8 protein-coding genes and 1 pseudogene are annotated in these 22,560 nt (G+C 43.3%); 8 read left to right on the forward strand and 1 reads right to left on the reverse strand.

What is annotated here, in order from left to right:
* Positions 1–56 precede the first annotated feature (56 nt).
* The 4 genes from GD630_RS05830 to GD630_RS05845 all read left to right on the forward strand — a co-directional run bounded on the left by GD630_RS05830 (position 57) and on the right by GD630_RS05845 (position 12,126).
* Positions 57–4,256, forward strand: coding sequence for a beta-d-glucuronidase/beta-L-arabinofuranosidase (locus GD630_RS05830; protein ID WP_143865966.1), 4,200 nt, complete (start codon positions 57–59; stop codon positions 4,254–4,256).
* A 10-nt stretch (positions 4,257–4,266) separates the two neighbouring features.
* The gene (locus tag GD630_RS05835; protein ID WP_143865968.1) at positions 4,267–7,548 is read left to right on the forward strand and encodes a glycoside hydrolase family 2 TIM barrel-domain containing protein; all 3,282 of its coding nucleotides are present in this window, start codon (positions 4,267–4,269) and stop codon (positions 7,546–7,548) included.
* Positions 7,549–7,578: 30 nt separating this feature from the next.
* Positions 7,579–10,428 carry a glycoside hydrolase family 2 protein gene (locus GD630_RS05840; RefSeq protein ID WP_143865969.1) on the forward strand — a complete coding sequence of 950 codons (2,850 nt, stop codon included), beginning with the start codon at positions 7,579–7,581 and terminating at the stop codon, positions 10,426–10,428.
* A 174-nt stretch (positions 10,429–10,602) separates the two neighbouring features.
* Positions 10,603–12,126 carry a TlpA family protein disulfide reductase gene (locus GD630_RS05845; protein WP_143866123.1) on the forward strand — a complete coding sequence of 508 codons (1,524 nt, stop codon included), beginning with the start codon at positions 10,603–10,605 and terminating at the stop codon, positions 12,124–12,126.
* A 71-nt stretch (positions 12,127–12,197) separates the two neighbouring features.
* Here GD630_RS05845 and GD630_RS05850 read toward each other — a convergent pair.
* Positions 12,198–12,465, reverse strand: a pseudogene (locus GD630_RS05850) (DUF3791 domain-containing protein).
* 250 nt (positions 12,466–12,715) lie between these two features.
* Between GD630_RS05850 and GD630_RS05855 the strand changes: the two are divergent.
* From GD630_RS05855 to GD630_RS05870, 4 genes are read left to right on the forward strand one after another with little or no spacing between them, the layout of a single operon-like run.
* Positions 12,716–15,994 carry a glycosyl hydrolase gene (locus GD630_RS05855; protein WP_143865971.1) on the forward strand — a complete coding sequence of 1,093 codons (3,279 nt, stop codon included), beginning with the start codon at positions 12,716–12,718 and terminating at the stop codon, positions 15,992–15,994.
* 32 nt (positions 15,995–16,026) lie between these two features.
* Positions 16,027–17,460 (forward strand): sialate O-acetylesterase, encoded by a 1,434-nt coding sequence (locus GD630_RS05860; RefSeq protein ID WP_143866124.1) that lies wholly within the window; start codon positions 16,027–16,029, stop codon positions 17,458–17,460.
* A gap of 52 nt (positions 17,461–17,512) precedes the next feature.
* Positions 17,513–19,864 carry a DUF5703 domain-containing protein gene (locus GD630_RS05865; RefSeq protein WP_143865973.1) on the forward strand — a complete coding sequence of 784 codons (2,352 nt, stop codon included), beginning with the start codon at positions 17,513–17,515 and terminating at the stop codon, positions 19,862–19,864.
* A 52-nt stretch (positions 19,865–19,916) separates the two neighbouring features.
* Positions 19,917–22,556, forward strand: coding sequence for a glycoside hydrolase family 2 protein (locus tag GD630_RS05870; protein WP_143865975.1), 2,640 nt, complete (start codon positions 19,917–19,919; stop codon positions 22,554–22,556).
* The last annotated feature ends 4 nt before the right edge of the window (positions 22,557–22,560 follow it).

Raw genomic sequence — 22,560 nt, forward strand, 5'->3', positions numbered from 1 at the left:
AATTATCATTTAATGGTTATGCATTATTTAAGTATTAAACGATTAGAAAAAGTATCATGAAAAAGTTATTGCTGGCTGTTTTTAGTATAACCACTACCTTTTCTCTGTATGCGCAACGCGAAGTTCCGCAGGAACGGATGGAGCAGATTTATGAGGAGGTGAAGACACCGTATAAGTACGGTCTTGCCATCGCACCGGCAGACAATCATCATAAGATCGATTGCCCTACCGTTTTCCGTCAGGGAGACAAGTGGTTGATGACCTACGTCATCTATAACGGTAAAAGTGGAACGGACGGACGCGGATACGAGACATGGATAGCGGAAAGCGACAATTTGCTTGAATGGCGTACATTAGGACGAATTCTTTCTTACCGGGATGGAAAATGGGACTGTAACCAGCGTGGCGGCTTTCCTGCATTACCGGATATGGAATGGGGTGGAAGCTATGAACTTCAAACTTATAAAGGCCGCCATTGGATGACATATATCGGTGGCGAAGGCACCGGCTACGAAGCAGTGAAAGCTCCGCTTTACATCGGACTGGCATCAACAAAAGGAGATATTTCCACTGCCCACGAATGGGAATCTCTGGACAAACCGATCTTGAGCATCCATGATAAAGATGCCCAATGGTGGGAGAAACTGACTCAATATAAGAGTACTGTTTATTGGGATAAGGATAAAACATTGGGCGCTCCGTTTGTGATGTATTACAATGCAGGTGGCCGTCATCCGGAAACGGATTTAAAAGGAGAACGTGTCGGCATCGCTCTTTCCAAGGATATGAAAACCTGGAAACGTTATCCGGGAAATCCGGTCTTTGCACATGAAGCAGATGGAACGATTACGGGAGATGCACATATCCAGAAGATGGGAGATGTGTATGTGATGTTCTATTTCTCTGCTTTTGAACCTTCGCGTAAATATAAGGCATTCAATACGTTTGCCGCCAGCTATGATTTGGTGAACTGGACTGACTGGAAAGGAGCCGACCTGGTTATCCCTTCCAAGAACTACGATGAATTGTTTGCTCATAAGAGTTATGTGGTAAAGCATGATGGAGTGGTTTATCATTTCTATTGTGCGGTAAATAACGCAGAGCAACGTGGCATTGCCATCGCTACCAGTAAACCGATGGGACGTTCGGCGGTTCGCTTTCCGAAACCGGAAATTAAAAATCGGCGGTTAATCATTACATTGAATGAGGGTTGGAAGACTTGGATTACAGAGGCGACTCATTTGAAAGGTAATTTTATGATGCTTGCAAAGACGGTGAATATCCCTCATAATTGGGATGATTATTATGGATATCGCCAGTTGACACATGGAAATATGCATGGAACTGCCATGTATGTGAAAGACTTCACCGTCGATATAAAATCCGGGAAACGATATTTCCTTCGTTTTGATGGAGTGGGTACATACGCTACCATTAAAGTAAACGGAACGGACTTCGGACGTCATCCTGTTGGACGTACTACATTAACCTTGGACGTTACAGATGCAATGAAGCAGGGAACAAATCGTCTGGAAGTAAAAGCCGAGCATCCGGAAATGATTGCCGATATGCCTTGGGTATGTGGTGGATGTTCATCGGAATGGGGATTCAGTGAAGGGTCACAGCCCTTCGGTATTTTCCGTCCTGTGGTGCTGGAGGTGACCGATGAAATTCGTATAGAACCTTTTGGTGTACACATCTGGAATGATGAAAAGGCTGCTAACGTATTTGTTGAAACGGAGGTTAAGAATTATGGTAAGGCAACAGAAACGATAGAGTTGGTTAATAAACTAAGCAATGCCGATGGAAAACAAGTGTTCCGTTTGGTGGAGAAAGTAACTTTGGCTCCGGGAGAAATGAAAGTCGTTCGCCAGCAAGCTCCTGTCGAGAAACCTGTTTTGTGGGATACAGAAAATCCATATCTCTATAAACTAGCCAGTATGATTAAACGTGATGCAAAAACTACGGATGAGATTTCAACACCGTTTGGTATCCGTACCATTAGCTGGCCGGTCAAACGGAATGATGGAGACGGACGTTTTTACCTGAATGGAAAACCGGTGTTTATTAATGGGGTATGCGAGTACGAACATCAGTTTGGACAGAGCCATGCATTCAGCAATGAACAGGTGGTTGCAAGAGTAAAACAGATACGTGCGGCCGGGTTTAATGCATTCCGGGATGCTCATCAGCCCCATCATCTCGACTATCAGAAGTATTGGGATGAAGAGGGAATCCTGTTCTGGACACAATTATCTGCTCATGTATGGTATGATACTCCGGAGTTTCGCGAGAACTTCAAAAAGTTACTTCGTCAATGGGTGAAAGAACGTCGCAATTCTCCTTCAGTGGTAATGTGGGGATTACAGAATGAAAGTACTTTACCTCGTGAATTTGCACAGGAATGCAGTGATATTATTCGTGAGATGGACCCGACTGCAAAGACAATGCGTGTCATTACAACTTGTAATGGCGGTGAAGGTACAGACTGGAATGTGATTCAGAATTGGAGCGGTACGTATGGGGGAGATGTGACTAAATATAGTCAGGAACTTTCTCAAGCTAACCAATTATTGAATGGGGAATATGGAGCATGGAGAAGCATCGGTTTACATACGGAACCGGGAGATTTCCAAGTGAATGATGTGTGGAGTGAAGACCGTATGTGCCAGTTGATGGAAACCAAAATCCGTTTGGCGGAGCAGGTTAAAGATAGTGTTTGCGGACAGTTTCAGTGGATATACAGCAGCCATGACAATCCCGGACGTCGCCAACCGGATGAAGCATATCGCCAAATAGATAAAGTCGGTCCGTTCAATTACAAAGGATTGGTTACTCCGTGGGAAGAACCGTTGGATGTGTATTATATGTATCGTGCCAACTATGTTTCCGCAGCCAAAGATCCGATGGTCTATCTCGTATCCCATACATGGGCTGACCGTTTTGAGAAAGGACGTCGCCGTGCTACTATAGAGGCTTACAGTAATTGTGATTCAGTGTTGCTTTACAATGATATGACAAATGAAAAGGCAACCTTCCTCGGACGTAAAAAAAACAATGGAGCGGGCACTCATTTTATGTGGGAAAACCGGGATATTCGCTATAACGTACTTCGTGCTGTGGGATATTATAAAGGTAAACCGGTAGCGGAAGACCTGATTGTGTTTAAAGGTTTGGAACAGGCCCCGAATTTCGAACTTCTTTATCAGGACGATAAAAAAATATTGAAAGGAGAGGCAGGATATAATTATCTATATCGTCTAAATTGCGGAGGAGATGATTATACGGATAGTTTCGGACAGTTGTGGTTGCAGGATAATACGAACTATTCCCATTCATGGGCAGAAAACTTCAAGGATCTGAATCCATATCTTGCCAGCCAACGTACTACCAATGATCCGATTCGTGGCACTCGTGACTGGAAGTTATTCCAACATTTCCGTTTCGGGCGTCATCAGTTGGAATATCGTTTCCCTGTGGCAGATGGAACCTATCGCATTGAACTGTATTTCACAGAACCCTGGCATGGCACAGGCGGAAGTGCTTCTACCGACTGTGAAGGGCTGCGTATCTTCGATGTTGCCGTGAATGATTCTGTCGTATTAGACGACTTGGATATCTGGGCAGAAAGTGGTCATGACGGAGTTTGCAAGAAGGTGGTATATGCCACAGTAACAGGGGGAATGTTGAGAATTAATTTCCCGGAAGTAAAAGCTGGTCAAGCCTTGATTTCGGGTATCGCTATTGCTTCCACAAATGAGGAACTGAAACCGACGGTATTCCCAGCATCCGATTGGAGTTGGGAAAAGGCAGATAAAGAAGTGATGGAAAAGACTCCAAAAGAGTTGCTTCCTGAAGACAAGAACGCCCGTGTCAGTATATCATACGAAGCGGAAACAGCTACACTAAAAGGTAAATTCCAAAAGAAAGAACATCGTAAACAGATGGGAGTATTTTTTGGTAAAGGAAAAGGGAACAGCATTGAATGGAATGTTTCTACCGGATTGGCTCAAGTGTATGCGCTTCGCTTTAAGTACATGAATACTACCGGAAAACCAATGCCTGTCATCATGAAGTTCATAGATTCGAAAGGAGTGGTATTGAAAGAGGATGTATTGACCTTCCCGGAGACACCGGATAAATGGAAGATGATGAGCACCACTACCGGAACCTTTATCAATGCCGGACATTATAAAGTCTTACTTTCGGCAGAAAATATGGATGGGCTCGCTTTTGATGCGTTGGATATTCAATAAAAAAGAACGAATGAAAATATATACATTACTGCTTGGTGTCTTGTTTGTTAGCCCAATACAGGCACAAACAATACATGATTGGGAGAATCATCATGTTCTTCAGATTAATCGTGAACCGGCAAGAGCCGCTTTTATCCCTTTCTCTATACAGAAAGGAGACTGTTCAATGTCTTTGGATGGAACTTGGAAATTCCGTTGGACTCCTGTTCCCAATGAAAGGGTCCTGAATTTCTATCAGATAAACTTTGATGATAAAAGCTGGACAGATTTTCCTGTTCCGGCAAACTGGGAAGTGAACGGATATGGTACGCCTATTTATGTTTCAGCAGGTTACCCGTTCAAAATAGATCCCCCGCGAGTGATGGGAGAACCCAAAACTGACTATACCACGTATAAAGAACGAAACCCTGTCGGACAATATCGCCGTACATTTGTTTTGCCAGCCGGATGGGAAGCAAATGGGCAGACTTTTCTACGGTTTGAGGGCGTAATGAGTGCCTTTTATGTTTGGATCAATGGCGAACGGGTAGGGTATAGCCAAGGCAGTATGGAACCGAGTGAATTTAACGTCACGGAGTATCTGAAATCCGGAGAAAATCAGATTTCATTGGAAGTTTACCAATATAGTGACGGTTCCTATCTGGAAGATCAGGATTTCTGGCGTTTTGGAGGTATTCACCGCAGTATTCACCTGATACATACTCCGGACATTCGTATCCGTGATTATGCTATACGCACTCTGCCTGCATCTGCCGGTAATTATAAAGACTTTATTTTGCAGATTGATCCGCAATTCAGTGTGTATAGAGGAATGACCGGTAAAGGTTATATTCTGCAAGGAGTATTAAAAGATGCTTCAGGCAAAGAAATTGTTGCATTGAAAGGCGATGTGGAAGATATACTTGATTTGGAGCATAAAGCAAGCCGGATGAATGAATGGTATCCGCAACGGGGACCTCGTAAAATGGGACGTTTATCAGCCGTTATAAAATCACCGGAAAGATGGACGGCAGAAACGCCCTATCTTTATAAGCTGCACTTAACCTTGCAAAATGAGGAAGGAAAAGTATTGGAACAGATAGAACAAGCTGTGGGTTTCCGTTCTGTAGAAATCAACAAAGGACAACTGTTGGTGAATGGCAGTCCGGTTCGTTTTCGTGGAGTAAATCGCCATGAACATGATCCCCGAACGGCACGTGTCATGAGCGAGGAACGAATGCTTCAGGATATTCTTTTAATGAAGCAGGCGAATATAAATGCAGTACGCACCAGTCATTATCCGAACGTCAGCCGTTGGTATGAGTTATGCGACAGCTTGGGACTGTATGTAATGGACGAAGCGGATATAGAGGAACATGGATTGCGCGGAACATTGGCAAGCACTCCCGACTGGCATGCAGCATTTATGGACCGTGCAGTTCGTATGGCGGAGCGTGATAAGAATCATCCAAGCATCGTCATGTGGAGCATGGGAAACGAGAGTGGTTATGGACCGAACTTCGCCGCTATCTCTGCATGGCTGCATGATTTTGACCCGACTCGTCCTGTACATTATGAAGGAGCACAGGGAGTGGATGGCGATCCTGACCCGAAAACTATCGATGTTATCAGCCGCTTTTATACCCGGGTGAAACAAGAATACTTGAATCCCGGTATTGCCGAAGGAGAAGATAAAGAACGCGCTGAAAATGCACGTTGGGAACGGTTGCTGGAGATTGCGGAACGCACCAATGACGACCGTCCGGTAATGACAAGTGAATATGCACATTCCATGGGAAATGCATTGGGAAATTTCAAGGAATATTGGGATGAGATATATAGTAATCCCCGTATGCTGGGTGGTTTTATATGGGATTGGGTAGATCAGGGAATCTACAAAACTTTACCGGATGGCCGTACCATGGTGGCTTATGGTGGCGATTTTGGTGATAAACCGAATTTAAAAGCGTTCTGCTTTAATGGATTGCTGATGAGCGAGCGTGAAACTACGCCTAAATATTGGGAAGTAAAGAAAGTGTATGCACCCGTCGAACTAAAAATGGAAAACGGGAAACTGAAAGTGACGAACCGGAATCACCACACCGGCTTGTCTCAATATCGTTGCCTATGGACTGTGTCAATCGATGGAAAGCAGAAAGAGCAGGGAGAAATTACCTTACCGGAAATAGCTCCCGGAGGGAGTCAGACGATAGATTTGCCGACTTTCCGCTCATTATCAGGTGAGAGTTCTTTAAACAGGAAACGAACACGGAACAGCATGACAAATCCTGCTTCCGACTATCGATTAAAGGTAAGTATCGTCCTAAAATCCGATGCTCTTTGGGCTAAAGCAGGACACGAGGTCGCTTGGGAACAGTTCTGCCTGCAGGAAGGAGATTTAATCTCAACTGATCTTGTAAATAAAGGAAGGTTAAAGATAAAAGAGGATGGCCGGCTTTTCACGGTCAGTGGACGTGACTTTTCCGTTCAATGGAAGAAAACTCAAACAGGAACGATGACTTCCCTTATCTATAATGGAAAAGAGATGTTACACAGTTCCGATGATTATCCTATTCAACCGTCAACACAGGTTTTTCGTGCTCCGACAGACAATGATAAAAGCTTTGGAAATTGGTTGGCTAAAGATTGGAAATTACATAAGATGGACAATCCGCAGGTCAGCATGGAGTCTTTCAGTCACGAAGTACGTCCGGACGGTGCGGTAGTAGTCCGAGTACGAACAAATAATTTATATAAAGAGGGAAAAGTGACGACAACCTCCATCTATACTATTTGTTCGGATGGGACAATTGATTTGAAATCAAGTTTTATGCCACAAGGGACATTGCCCGAATTGCCTCGTTTAGGAATTGCATTCGGCATAGCACCTGCTTATAATACATTTACGTGGTATGGAAGAGGACCACAAGACAATTATCCGGATCGTAAGACTTCTGCTGCCATAGGGCTATGGAAAGGAACGGTAGATGAACAATATGTACATTATCCACGTCCACAGGATAGCGGTAACAAAGAGGAAGTACGTTATCTTACCTTGACGAATAAGCGCAACAAAGGTATTCGCATTGATGCGGTGGAAAATGTTTTTTCTGCATCCGCCTTGCACTATACTGCTCAGGATCTCTACAAAGAAGCTCACGACTGTTATTTGAAACCGCGTGCAGAAGTTATTTTGAGTCTGGATGCAGCTGTACTCGGATTGGGCAATAGCAGTTGTGGACCGGGTGTTCTAAAAAAATATGCAATTGAAAAGAAGGAACACACTTTACATATACGGATCAGTAAACTATGACATTATTAAAATAAAATAACAAGAATAACAATGAGAAAAGTAACCGCTTTATTATCGACTTTAGCGTTAGCAACTACTTTGACCGCCCAGAATCTTCCGCAGACGGAACGACAGTACCTTTCCGGTCGTGGTTGTGATGACATGGTAGAATGGGACTTCTTCTGTACCGACGGACGTAACTCCGGCAAATGGACGAAGATTGGTGTACCATCATGTTGGGAACTACAAGGATTCGGCACTTATCAGTATGGAATTACTTTTTATGGTAAACCATTTCCGGAAGGTGTTGCTGACGAGAAAGGTATGTACAAGTATGAATTCGAAGTACCGGAAAAGTTTCGGGGACAACAAGTAAATCTTGTATTCGAGGCTTCAATGACGGATACGGAAGTCAAAGTGAACGGGCGAAAGGTCGGCTCGAAACATCAGGGGGCGTTTTATCGTTTTTCATATAATGTCACTGACTTTTTGAAATATGGCAAAAAGAACCTGCTGGAAGTAACCGTAGCCAAAGAAAGTGAAAATGCCAGTGTAAATCTAGCCGAGCGCCGTGCTGATTATTGGAATTTCGGAGGTATCTTCCGACCGGTATTCCTGGAAGTAAAACCTGCTATTAATTTGCGGCACATTGCCATTGATGCACAGATGGATGGAACTTTCCGTGCCAATTGTTACAGTAATATTTCCAATGATGGAATGAGTATCTGCGCTCAGATTCTGGATAATAAAAACAAGAAACTGGCAGAAACCACCGTACCGGTGAAGACAGGAGGAGATTGGACATCTTTGCAATTGAAAGTTTCCAATCCGGCTTTGTGGACTGCGGAAACTCCTAATCTTTACAAAGCTCAATTCTCTCTGCTTGATAAAAACGGTAAAGTATTACATTATGAAACTGAGAGCTTCGGTTTCCGCACGATTGAAGTACACGAGAGTGACGGACTTTACATAAATGGGGTACGTATCAATGTACGGGGTGTCAATCGGCATAGTTTCCGTCCGGAAAGCGGTCGTACGTTAAGTAAGGCAAAAAATATCGAGGACGTCCTGTTGATTAAAAGCATGAATATGAACGCTGTCCGCTTAAGTCATTATCCGGCAGACCCCGAATTCCTGGAAGCTTGTGATTCTCTCGGGCTCTATGTTATGGACGAGTTAGGAGGGTGGCATGGAAAATATGATACTCCGACCGGAGTACGCTTGATAGAGGGAATGATAGAACGTGACGTGAATCATCCGTCTATTATCTGGTGGAGCAATGGTAATGAAAAAGGATGGAATACCGAATTGGACGGAGAGTTTCATAAATACGACCCGCAGAAACGTCCGGTTATTCACCCGCAAGGCAATTTCTCCGGTTTTGAAACAATGCATTACCGCTCTTACGGAGAAAGCCAGAACTATATGCGTTTGCCGGAAATCTTTATGCCTACAGAATTCTTGCATGGTTTGTACGATGGCGGTCATGGTGCCGGATTATATGATTATTGGGAAATGATGCGCAAGCATCCCCGTTGTATCGGTGGTTTCCTTTGGGTATTGGCAGATGAAGGAGTGAAGCGTGTGGACATGGATGGCTTCATTGATAATCAGGGAAACTTTGGAGCAGACGGTATTGTAGGACCACATCATGAAAAGGAGGGTAGCTACTACACTATCAAGCAGTTATGGAGTCCGATACAGATTATGAATACTTCTATCGACAGGCAATTTGACGGCAAATTCTCCGTAGAAAACCGTTATGATTATCTGAATCTGAATACCTGTCGTTTCCTTTGGAAACAAGTGAAATTTCCACAGGCAACGGATGCTTCTAATACCGCTGCTCAAGTGTTGAAAGAAGGAGAAGTGCAGGGTAGTGACGTGGCTGCTCATTCGGCAGGTGTCTTGGATATAAAAACAAATATCCTCGCCAATACAGATGCTCTTTACCTGACAGCTATTGACAAATACGGTCATGAACTTTGGCGTTGGACTTTCCCGGTTGATAAACTGAACCAGCAAACTGAACCGATCTCCTTCTTATCCATCCGCCCTACCTATACGGAAACTGAAAATGATCTCACAGTGAAAGCGAACAAGCGTACGTTCATCTTCTCAAAGAAAGACGGACAATTAAAAGGAGTATCTGTAGATAATCGTAAAATTAGTTTCGCCAATGGTCCCCGTTTCATTGGAGCCCGTCGTGCAGACCGCTCATTGGATCAATTCTATAACCATGATGATGAGAAAGCAAAAGAAAAAGACCGTACATACAGCGAATTCCCCGATGCTGCCGTATTTACGAAACTGGACGTAAAACAAGATGGCGGTGATCTGATTGTTACCGCCAATTACAAACTGGGTAATTTGGATAAAGCTCAATGGACAATCAGCCCGAGTGGGGATTTGGTATTGGATTATACCTACAATTTCTCCGGTGTGGTGGATTTAATGGGTATTTGTTTCGATTATCCGGAAGATCAGGTAATCAGTAAACGCTGGTTGGGAGCCGGACCATATCGTGTATGGCAGAATCGTATTCATGGTACGCAATACGATGTATGGGAAAACGACTATAACGACCCTATTCCTGGTGAAACTTTCACTTATCCCGAATTCAAAGGATATTTTGGAGATGTTTCCTGGATGAATATCCGGACGAAAGAAGGCATTATCAGCCTAACAAACGAAACTCCCAATGCTTATGTCGGAATATATCAGCCTCGTGATGGTCGCGACCGTTTGCTTTATACTCTTCCCGAGAGTGGAATCTCTCTTCTGAATGTGATTCCTCCGGTACGTAATAAAGTAAACTCCACCGATTTATGTGGTCCTTCCTCACAACCGAAATGGGTAAATGGTCCACAAACCGGACGGATCGTTTTCCGGTTCGAATAACTACGAAGAAGGCAGATTAAAAATACAAATCATAGAATGTGCCAAAAGAGGATTATCCGTCTTCTTTTGGCACATTCTTTATAATTTCTGTTGTCTTTCGCCGATTTTTATTACTTTTGTTCATCTATGACAATAGTGTCGGAACTCTCATTAAACACAAAATGTCCAATGAAAATGAAACATTATCCATTCGTTTTTTTGCCGATATTTATATTATTTATTAGTTGTCGGCAAAAAGTGCAAAGTAACTTTCAACCGGATATTTCCAATCAGACAGAAACCGTTTATGATTTTTCGGAAGAATATGCTGAAGAGATTATTATCACAGGTAAAGTTTTGAACCGTGAATTTTATCCACAAGAAAAAGAACTGACACTTATTATTTCATTTTTCAGTGATATGGAAAATCAGTACCGTACTCCCATTCAAGAGGATGGTTCTTTCTATTTTACTTTTCCTGTTTATGCTAAAATACGGGAGGTTTCTATTCGTAACTATGCAGAGCATTTATATGTGCATCCGGGTGACAGTATCCATGTAGAGATTGACTTCAAGGATATGTTTCATCCTAAAGTAACAGGTGATGCGGAAAAATTGAATCAAGAGATATTGGCTTTTACAGAAAGCGGATATTATTATATGCGTGACTATGGTATCAGGCATGATTTGAGTGTCGAGGATTTTGAAGCAGAGCTAAAGAAAGAATATAATACACGTTTAGAACGCAGGACCGAATATTTGCAGAAATACAAGCCTATGCAAGATGTCGTCATGCTTACGGAGGAATTACTGAAACAGGATTATTATTATACAATCCTGGTTTATGCGAGCCAATGTCAATATCGGACAAGAAAAGAGTTCGCACGTTATCACACGCTATTGCCTGAAATCAATAAACTATATAAAAAGGGAATATTATCAGCCCGCTTGTTTGATATAGTCGATTGGATAGAAAATTATATTCCTACAGGAATGGTTCTTAAAAACAAAAAACACCCAACGATAGATGATATTATGTCCGAAATAGGAGAAAATGAATTGAATCAATATTTATATACTAAAGTTACAGCTAATAGTCTCGAAGCTAATGATACAATTTCCCTCTCAAGAAAGCGTTCTCAGTTTGACTCCATCGTAAAAATACCTCATTTGCAGGGACAAATAGCACAAATGTACAGGCAAACTAAAGCGTTCTTGGAGAATCCACAGTCTGTTTCTGATAATTTGTTGTATGGTAAATACAATGAAAGTTCAAATACGTTAACTCCAATGTCGTATATGGAGAGTATATATAAGATACTTGAAGAAAACCGGGGCAAAGTTATTTATCTCGATTTTTGGGCTACAACTTGTCCGCCTTGTTTGGCAGAAATGGAACCCTTGAAGAAGTTGCGCAGCCAATATTCTACAAAGGATCTGATTATTTATTCCATTTGTTCCGGTGGTAATGATACCAAGAAGCAATGGAAATTGTGTTTAGATAAATACTCGATGAAGAATCATGATATAGAATGTGTCTATGCCGCTGATTATATTGGACTGGAGAATTATCAGAAGATTACCAAACAGTTCAAAATTAATAGATTGCCATATTATATCTTGATAAACAGAAAAGGACAAATAGTTGATTATGGTTCTAGTGCTCGCCCAAGTAATCCTAACCTGTTATTGAGAATTGAGGAAATCGTGAAACAATAACGGATAATATTCCCTTTATGCAGAATATTCTAATGGCTGCTCTACACGACAAGTAGAACCATGATAAATGGTTAACATGATTTGCCTCCTTCGTTTGTAGATATTTGAAAAGGTCTATAATCTTTTGGTAACCATTGCGGATCACGATGATAGATATATTCCAATAAAGAATCAACGATATACGTTTTTCCTTGCGTGTGCAAAGTATCATAAAAAGTCTTGATATAGTCGTCTAGTGCACCCAATTCCTTTAGTTTATGGACTATAACGGCCCAATCGTTCAGCAGTATTTTCAACACAATATATGATGAACTCCAATTGTTTTTCTTTAAGGGTCATACAATTTTCTCCTTTCTTACTATAATCATCCTATGATTAATATTAGCAAAGGTAGGAAAGTTCCTTCTTTTTTCCAATTATTCTGTATAGTATTAGTTATACTTTACTTTAAATATAATAATAAAAATATTATATATTTGCAAAGCGTTGGCTTTGTGTAAAATAGAGACAATAAGTCATGAATTTATAGTAATAGCGAGTACAAAAAAGTCCTTTTTTCGTCTTCATTATAGAAAAATATAGTATTAAAATGAAAAGTCGACTGAAACAACAAATTGTTGTACTCTCTTTATTGGCATGGACAGTTGTATGTCCCGTCGATGCACAACAAACACGCTCACTTCGCGACCAATTTCAGAATCCGTCTGACGAAGCGAAGCCTTGGACCTTTTGGTACTGGATGTATGGTGCTGTATCCAAAGAAGGAATAACTGCCGATTTGGAAGCGATGAAACATGCAGGACTCGGAGGTACTTATCTGATGCCGATCAAAGGGGTTAGTGAAGGTGCACAATATAACGGCAAGGCACAGCAGTTGACTCCTGAATGGTGGGAAATGGTGCGTTTCAGCATGGAGGAAGCCGACCGTTTAGGGTTGAAACTGGGAATGCATATTTGTGACGGTTTTGCATTGGCGGGAGGTCCCTGGATTACTCCGAAAGAATCAATGCAGAAAGTTGTTTGGAGTGATACAATCGTTGATGGTGGAAAGCTCAATGCATTACGTCTGCCACAGCCGGAAGCTTATGAAAACTATTATGAAGATATTGCGCTATTTGCTTTACCGGTAGAGGATGCAGCAGACGAAATGCCAGCAAAGATCACTTGCGTAAACTTAGCAACAGCGAACAATGTAAAATCTGCTCAAACAGTGAATATGGATGCGGCAGGCGTTATCCGTTCTTCGTATCCATGCTATATTCAATATGAATATAAACAGCCTTTTACCTGCCGGAATATAGAAATCGTTTTAAATGGCAATAATTATCAGGCACATCGCCTGAAAGTAATGGCAAGTGACGATAGCGTAAATTATCGTTTCGTGAAACAGCTAGTCCCTGCCCGTCAGGGATGGCAAAATACAGATGAAAATTCTACTCATAGTATTCCCGCAACTACAGCCCGTTATTTCCGTTTCTACTGGACACCCGAGGGAAGCGAACCGGGAAGTGAAGATATGGATGCCGCAAAATGGAGACCTAATCTGAAGATCAAACAACTGCGCCTGCATCAGGAAGCCCGTTTGAATCAGTGGGAAGGAAAAGCCGGACTGGTATGGCGGGTGGCTGAATCTACCAGTGAAGAGGAGATAGGAAAGGAGGATTGCTATTCCCTTTCACAGGTTATTAATCTGACGGAACAATATAAGAATGCCCCGGCTAGTCATTCTAAAGAGAAAATAATCACAGCTGTTCTCCCGAAAGGGAAATGGAAACTGCTGCGGATGGGACATACCGCTACCGGACATACCAATGCAACAGGCGGAGGAGGAAAAGGACTGGAATGCGATAAGTTCAATCCTCGGACAGTCCGGAAACAGTTTGACAACTGGTTTGCACAGGCTTTTGTGAAGACTCATCCGGAGGTGGCACGTCGGGTACTGAAATACATGCACGTAGACAGTTGGGAGTGTGGCAGTCAGAATTGGAGTGATAGTTTTGCAAAGGAGTTCCGTACACGTCGCGGGTATGACCTGCTGCCTTATTTGCCTTTGTTGGCAGGCATTCCGATGGAGAGTGCCGGACGTAGCGAAGAGATTCTGAGAGATGTCCGTACGACTATCGCTGAACTGGTAGTGGATGTATTCTATCAGGTGTTGTCTGATTGTGCCAAAGAATATGATTGCCAGTTCTCGGCAGAATGTGTGGCGCCTACTATGGTAAGCGACGGTCTGCTGCATTATCAGAAAGTAGACCTTCCTATGGGAGAATTCTGGCTGAACAGTCCGACCCATGACAAACCTAATGATATGCTCGATGCCATCAGCGGAGCGCATATCTATGGAAAGAATATTATTCAGGCAGAAGGATTCACCGAAGTGCGCGGAACATGGGACGAATATCCTGCTATGTTGAAAGCATTGCTGGACCGTAACTATGCGCTAGGTATCAACCGGCTTTTCTATCATGTCTACGTACATAATCCCTGGCTGGACCGTCAACCGGGCATGACTTTGGATGGTATCGGACTTTTCTTTCAACGTAACCAGACTTGGTGGGATAAAGGAGCGAAAGCATTTTCCGAATATGCTACCCGCTGCCAGTCGTTGTTGCAATATGGTCATCCGGTAACGGATATTGCTGTGTTTACTGGAGAAGAGGTTCCCCGACGTTCCGTATTGCCGGAGCGGTTGGTTCCCTCACTTCCGGGACTTTTCGGTACGGAACGGGTAGAAAGTGAACGTATTCGTTTGGCGAATGAAGGTCAACCTTTGCGTGTGCGTCCGGTAGGCGTCACTCATTCCGCTAATATGGCTGATCCCGAAAAATGGGTGAATCCGCTTCGTGGATATGCTTACGACAGTTTTAATAAGGATGCGTTACTCCGTTTGGCAAAGGCGAAGAATGGCAGAATGAAGTTGGCGGAGGGAATGGGTTATAAGGTGGTCGTCCTGCCGCTTTCACGCCCTATGAATCCGAAGCCGGTGCTTTCTCCGGAAGTGCGGAAAAAGATGGATGAATTAAAAGCGGCGGGAGTCATTGTACCTGCTCTTCCTTATACAGAAGAAGATTTCTCGGCATACGGACTGGAACGGGATATGATTGTGCCGGAAGATATCTCTTGGACGCATCGGAGTGGCGAACTCGGTGATATTTATTTCGTTGCCAATCAGCGGGAAGAAACACGTACGTTTACGGCAAGTATGCGTATCAATGGAAGAAAGCCCGAATGTTGGAATCCGGTAACAGGGGAAATGAATACTCATCCTTCTTATCACATCCACGGCAAGCGGACAGAGGTTACGCTGACGTTGGCTCCGAATGAATCCGTATTCATTGTCTTTCCGACAGAAGAAGCTGCCGATAAAGAGAGGACATCAACAGATAAGAGAGAACCGTTGAATAGGACATTGGAAACAGAAGAATATACCGTAACATTTCTGGCTACGGGAAAGACTGTGGTCAGGAAAGACCTTTTCGATTGGAGTAAAGAAGAAGACGAGCAGATCCGTTATTATTCGGGAACAGCCGTTTATAAGGCCACTTTCCGCTGGAAGGATAAACTCAAGAAAGGACAACCCGTGTATCTGAACCTGGGGAAAGTCTGCAATCTGGCTACGGTTCGTGTAAACGGAATAGATTGCGGGACTGTCTGGACGGCTCCGTATCGAGCTGACATTATGTCCGCTTTGAAAAAAGGAACGAACGAACTGGAGATAGAAGTCACCAATACGTGGGCGAATGCGCTGAAAGGAATGGACGAAGGAAAAGCACCGTATGACGGTATCTGGACAAATGCCAAATACCGAAAACAAGAAGATACCTTGCTTCCGGCAGGTATACTGGGCATATTGACAATAGAAAATTAGGATAGACTTTGAAAACTTATATAAATAGAATGATGAGAAGTTCAGTAATTAAAAAAGGCACATGGCTGGCTAGCTTTATATTGGCTGTTTGCTTATGCGCACATGCAGAAGTAAAGCTGCCCGCTATATTCTCCGACGGGATGGTGATGCAGCAACAGACAAAAGCGAATCTTTGGGGAACGGCCACCCCTAATAAGAAAATAACGGTTACTACAGGATGGAATGGAAAACAATATGTGGCAACAGCGGACAAGAACGGCGCATGGAAACTTTCTGTTTCCACTCCCGAAGCAGGAGGTCCTTATTTCATTACTTTCAACGATGGAAGTAAAAAAACATTAAATAATATCTTGATAGGCGAATTGTGGCTATGTTCCGGACAAAGCAATATGGAAATGCCTATGAAAGGATTCAAGAATCAGCCTGTAGAGAATGCCAACATGGATATTCTTCGTAGCAAGAATCCGAATATTCGTTTGTTTACGGTGAAACGTACTTCTACCTTCACTCCGCAAACGGACGTAACCGGCACATGGAAAGAAGCCACACCAGTGAATGTTCGCGATTTCAGTGCGACGGCTTATTATTTCGGTAGATTAATCAATGAGATACTGGATGTTCCTGTGGGATTGGTGGTCGCCGCTTGGGGCGGTTCGGCTTGCGAGGCATGGATGACAGCCGACTGGCTGAAAGCGTTCCCCGACGCAAAGATACCCCAGTCCGAAGCGGATATCAAATCGAAAAACCGGACGCCGACCGTCCTCTACAACGGCATGTTGCATCCCTTAATTGGCATGACGATGAAAGGGGTTATCTGGTATCAGGGAGAAGATAACTGGAATCGCGCACACACGTATGCGGATATGTTTACTACCTTGATTAACGGATGGCGTGCCGAATGGAAACAAGGCGACTTCCCTTTCTATTATTGTCAGATAGCTCCCTATGATTATGGAATTATTACGGAAAAAGGAAAAGAAGTGATAAATTCTGCTTATCTTCGGGAGGCGCAGGCAAAAGTAGAACATCGTGTGCCTAACAGTGGCATGGCAGTATTGCTAGATGCAGGTATGGAAAAAGGAATCCATCCGTCAAAGAAAAAAACAGTCGGCGAACGTTTGGCGCTTCTGGCACTGACGAAGACATACGGAATAGAAGGAGTAAATGGCGAAAGTCCTTATTATAAAAGTATCGAAATAAAGAATGATACGGTTATTGTAAGTTTCGAACGTGCCAACATGTGGATTAGCGGTAAAGATTGTTTTGAATCACAGAATTTTGAAGTGGCGGGAGAAGATAAAGTGTTCTATCCTGCAAAGGCATGGATTCAACGCAGTAAAATGCTGGTAAAGAGTGATAAAGTTCCTCATCCGGTAGCTGTCCGTTATGGATTCAAAAATTATGTAGAAGGAGATGTTTATTGTGACGGACTGCCTTTGGGATCTTTCCGTTCGGACAATTGGTGATCCCGCTCACCACACTGTGGTGAACGAAACAAACTAATGAAGTGATAAATTTATGAATTATTTACGTCGCATTTTTGTTCTCTTATTCGTATTTGTTAGCGTGTCAGCTCTTTGGAGTCGGCATGCTAATGTCATTTGGAACACTCCCAGTCGGAATTCCTCCGAATCCATGCCCTGCGGTGGTGGTGATATCGGCATGAATATATGGGTAGAGGAAGGTGATATACTATTCTATCTGAGTCGTAGCGGTACATTCGACGAAAATAACTGCCAACTGAAACAAGGACGTTTTAGGATTCGTCTGTTTCCTAATCCATTCAAAGATGCAAAAGATTTCCGACAGGAACTGAAATTGAAAGACGGGTATGTAGAAGTATCGGCAGGAGGCACACAGATACAGTTGTGGGCAGATGTTTATCATCCGGTAGTCCATGTGGAAATCACCAACGCACAACCTTTGCGGACAGAAGTCTCTTATGAGAACTGGCGGTATAAGGAACGAATGATCAGAAAAGGAGAGGGGCAACAATGCTCTTACAAATGGGCACCCCCGAAAGGAGCTGTTACCACTGCCGACTTTGTTTCTTTATCTTCCAAAAGGAAACTACCAGGAATGACAAAAAAAGGAAACTTGCTTTTATTCTATCACCGTAATCCCGAACAAACAGTTTTTGACATTGCCGTAGCGCAACAAGGAATGGAAAATGTCAAATCTCAAATGATGAATCCTTTAAAGCATCTGACTTTCGGTGGCTATCTTTTCGGGGATAATCTGGAATATACAGGTACAACAGATAGTATCTATGCCGATACAGACTACCGTGCCTGGAACTTTCGCTCCTCAAAAGCTTCCCGGAAGGAGCAGTTCTGTATCGTCCTGCACACAGAACAGACGGCAACAGTAGAACAATGGAAACAAGACTTGCAAATCAATCTGCAAAGAATAGCCCCACAAGGAAAGATTTCGTCAAAAATTGTATCACAGGATAAAAAACAAACTCGCCTGTGGTGGAATGCCTTTTGGCAACGCAGCTTTATCGAACCTATTGAAAATACAGAAAACAAAAATGATAGCGATATAAAAAAAATTACCCGAAACTACACTCTTTTCCGCTATATGCTAGGTTGCAATGCTTACGGTAGTGTCCCGACCAAATTCAATGGTGGATTATTTACCTTTGATCCCTGTCATATAGACGAAAAACAGGCGTTCACTCCTGATTACCGTAAATGGGGAGGAGGTACAATGACCGCACAGAATCAGCGGCTTGTATACTGGCCGATGTTGAAAAGCGGAGACTTCGATATGATGTCTTCCCAATTCGATTTCTACAACCGAATGCTGAAAAATGCAGAACTCCGTACCCAAGTATATTGGCAACACAATGGAGCATGTTTCTGTGAGCAAATAGAAAACTATGGTTTGCCTAATCCTGCGGAGTACGGCTTCAAACGTCCGGAATGGTTTGACAAAGGACTGGAATATAATGCATGGCTGGAGTATGAGTGGGATACTATACTGGAATTCTGTCAAATGATATTGGAAACCAAGAATTATGCAAATGCAGACATTACTCCATATCTGCCTTTAATTGAAAGCTCGCTGACATTCTTTGACGAACATTATCGCCAACTTGCTTCCCGTCGAGGACGGAAAGCGCTGGATGGTAACGGACATCTTGTCCTGTTTCCAGGCTCTGCCTGTGAAACCTATAAGATGACTAACAATGCCAGCAGTACAATTGCCGCTTTGAAGACTGTATTGGAAAATTATGGAAAGAAAGATGAAATGCTGAAAACGATTCCTCCGATTCCATTGCGGTACATAGAAATCAAGGATTCCTTGAATCCCGCAGCTTCACCCGAACTGAAGCAAACGATTTCTCCTGCTGCAAGCTGGGAACGGATCAATAATGTAGAAACTCCGCAACTGTATCCTGTATTTCCCTGGCGCATCTACGGAGTAGGAAAAGAAAATCTTGAATTAGCCCGTAATACTTATTTCTATGATCCGGAAGCAATCAGATTCCGTTCTCATGTCGGGTGGAAACAAGATAACATTTGGGCAGCTTGTCTGGGATTGACCGAAGAAGCCAAAAGGTTGGCCCTATCCAAACTGTCAAACGGTCCACATCGTTTTCCTGCTTTTTGGGGACCGGGATATGACTGGGCACCCGATCACAACTGGGGAGGTAGCGGTATGATAGGACTTCAAGAAATGCTATTGCAGACTAATGGTGAGCAAATACTCCTTTTCCCCGCATGGCCTAAAGAATGGGATATACATTTCAAGCTTCATGCACCGGGTGAAACGACAGTAGAAGCAACCTTGAAAGACGGAAAAGTTACAGACTTGAAAGTTCTTCCCGAAAGTCGGAAAAAGGACATAATAATAATGATTTAAAAAGTCTACATCCCTATATTATGAAATGAAAGAAGCCATAAATAAAAGTATTATGAATAAAAGACTGTTTTTAATTTTATCAGCTTTTCTATTGTTATTCTCACTGATAGAGAAAGGGTGGACAATAGAAACTTACCGCCCCGAAACATCAGTTGCCGGATTCATTCAGCTTCCCGGTAGCGGACGACAAGTGTATAACTTCAATCCGGGATGGAGATTTTTCAAGGGGGACATTCATGAAGCCGAATCCGTTGATTTCGACGACCGTTCCTGGACAATTGTTTCCACCCCTCATACAGTAGAGTTAATGCCTGCCGAAGCTAGCGGCTGCCGTAACTATCAAGGCCCTGCCTGGTATCGCAAGCATTTCGTACTTCCTGCGGAAACCAAAGGGAAACAGGTCCTGCTCCACTTTGAGGCAGCGATGGGAAAGCAAGTCCTTTACTTAAACGGAAAGCGTATTCAAGAACATATTGGTGGTTATCTTCCTTTTACTTTGGATTTGACAGCCAATGGTGTACAGGCAGGAGATTCTTGTCTGCTTGCCGTTTTTGTAGATAATAGCAATGATAAATCCTTTCCTCCCGGCAAGCCCCAATATACGTTGGATTTTGCCTATCATGGCGGTATCTACCGTGATGTATGGATGATAGCTAAATCACCGGTATCCATTACTGACGCAATAGAGTCCCAGACTATTGCAGGTGGTGGAGTTTTTGTTCATTTCGACAAGATCAGTGAAAAGAGCGCACAAGTTTATGTAAATACGGAACTACAAAATAAGAATCAGCGTTCCGAAACCGTTACTGTGGAAACGGCCCTGACAGATACTGATGGAAAGGTTATCAGACGAGCTTCCGGCAAGCTTTCCCTGAAACCCGGAGAAAAGAAAACGATCCGGCAGCAGATAGAGATAAAGAACCCAAAACTGTGGTCACCCGATTCACCTTATTTATATAGAGTGCAATCACGGGTTAAAAAAGGCAATCAGTCCATTGACGGAGGCATCACACGTATCGGAATCCGCCAAGCGGAATTTCGTGGCAAAGATGGTTTCTGGCTGAACGGAAAACCCTTCGGTCAATTAGTAGGAGCTAACCGCCATCAGGACTTTGCATACGTAGGCAATGCCCTGCCTAATTCTCAGCAATGGCGGGATGCAAAACGCCTGCGGGATGCCGGTTGCACAATTATCCGGGTAGCGCACTATCCACAAGATCCTTCTTTTATGGATGCTTGCGATGAACTCGGTATGTTTGTTATCGTAGCTACTCCGGGATGGCAATATTGGAACAAGGATGTGAAATTCGGAGAATTGGTTCATCAAAACACCCGCGAAATGATTCGTCGTGACCGTAATCACCCATCTGTTTTGATGTGGGAACCTATTCTGAATGAAACCCGCTATCCGCTCGACTTTGCCTTGAAAGCACTCGAAATAACCAAAGAAGAATTTCCTTATCCGGGACGTCCCGTAGCTGCTGCCGATGTGCATTCCGCCGGTGTGAAAGAACATTATGACGTTGTTTACGGTTGGCCGGGAGATGACGAAAAGACTGATAGGCCGGAGCAATGTATTTTCACCCGTGAATTCGGAGAGAATGTAGACGATTGGTACGCTCACAACAACAATAACCGTGCGAGCCGCAGTTGGGGGGAACGTCCGCTGTTCGTACAGGCGCTGTCTTTGGCTAAAAGTTATGATGAGATGTACCGTACTACCGGTCAGTTTATCGGTGGAGCACAATGGCATCCGTTCGATCATCAGCGCGGTTATCATCCCGATCCTTATTGGGGAGGTATATATGATGCTTTCCGACAAAAGAAATATGCCTACGAAATGTTCCGTAGTCAATCACCCGCCAATCTTCACCATCCGCTGACAGAATGTGGACCAATGGTATTCATTGCTCATGAAATGTCACAGTTCTCCGATAAAGATGTAGTGATATTCAGTAACTGCGACTCGGTGCGTCTTTCTATCTATGATGGGACGAAATCATGGACTAAGCCTGTAATTCATGCCAAAGGGCATATGCCGAATGCACCTGTTATATTCGAAGATGTATGGGATTTCTGGGAAGCACGCGGATATAGCTATACACAGAAGAACTGGCAGAAAGTAAATATGGTTGCCGAAGGTATCATTGACGGAAAAGTGGTGTGTACACAAAAGAAAATGCCTTCCCGTCGGTCTACCAAACTTCGTTTATATGCAGATACTCAAAAAGTAAATTTGATAGCGGACGGTTCGGATTTCATTGTGGTAGTTGCCGAAGTGACAGATGATAGCGGTAATGTGCGTCGTCTGGCAAAAGAAAATATTGTGTTCACTGTAGAAGGAGAAGGACAAATTATTGGTGACGCTACCATTGGCGCCAATCCTCGTACTGTAGAATTCGGTTCGGCTCCTCTGTTGGTCCGGTCTACTCGGAAAGCCGGAAAGATTAAAGTGAAAGCTCATGCACAATTTGAAGGAACACAGGCTCCTACGGCTGCCGAATTGGAGTTTGAAAGTATCCCGGCCGAATTTCCTTTCTGCTACAAAGAACAAACAATCACTTCACCTACGATGAAAACCGGTTTGTCGGAAAGGAAATCGGAAGGAAAGGTACAGCTCACCGAAGAAGAACGCCAACGAGTATTGGACGAAGTAGAACGCCAACAGACTGAATTCGGAACTGAAAAATAGCACA

The sequence above is a fragment of the Bacteroides zhangwenhongii genome (assembly GCF_009193325.2).
Lineage (GTDB): Bacteria > Bacteroidota > Bacteroidia > Bacteroidales > Bacteroidaceae > Bacteroides > Bacteroides zhangwenhongii.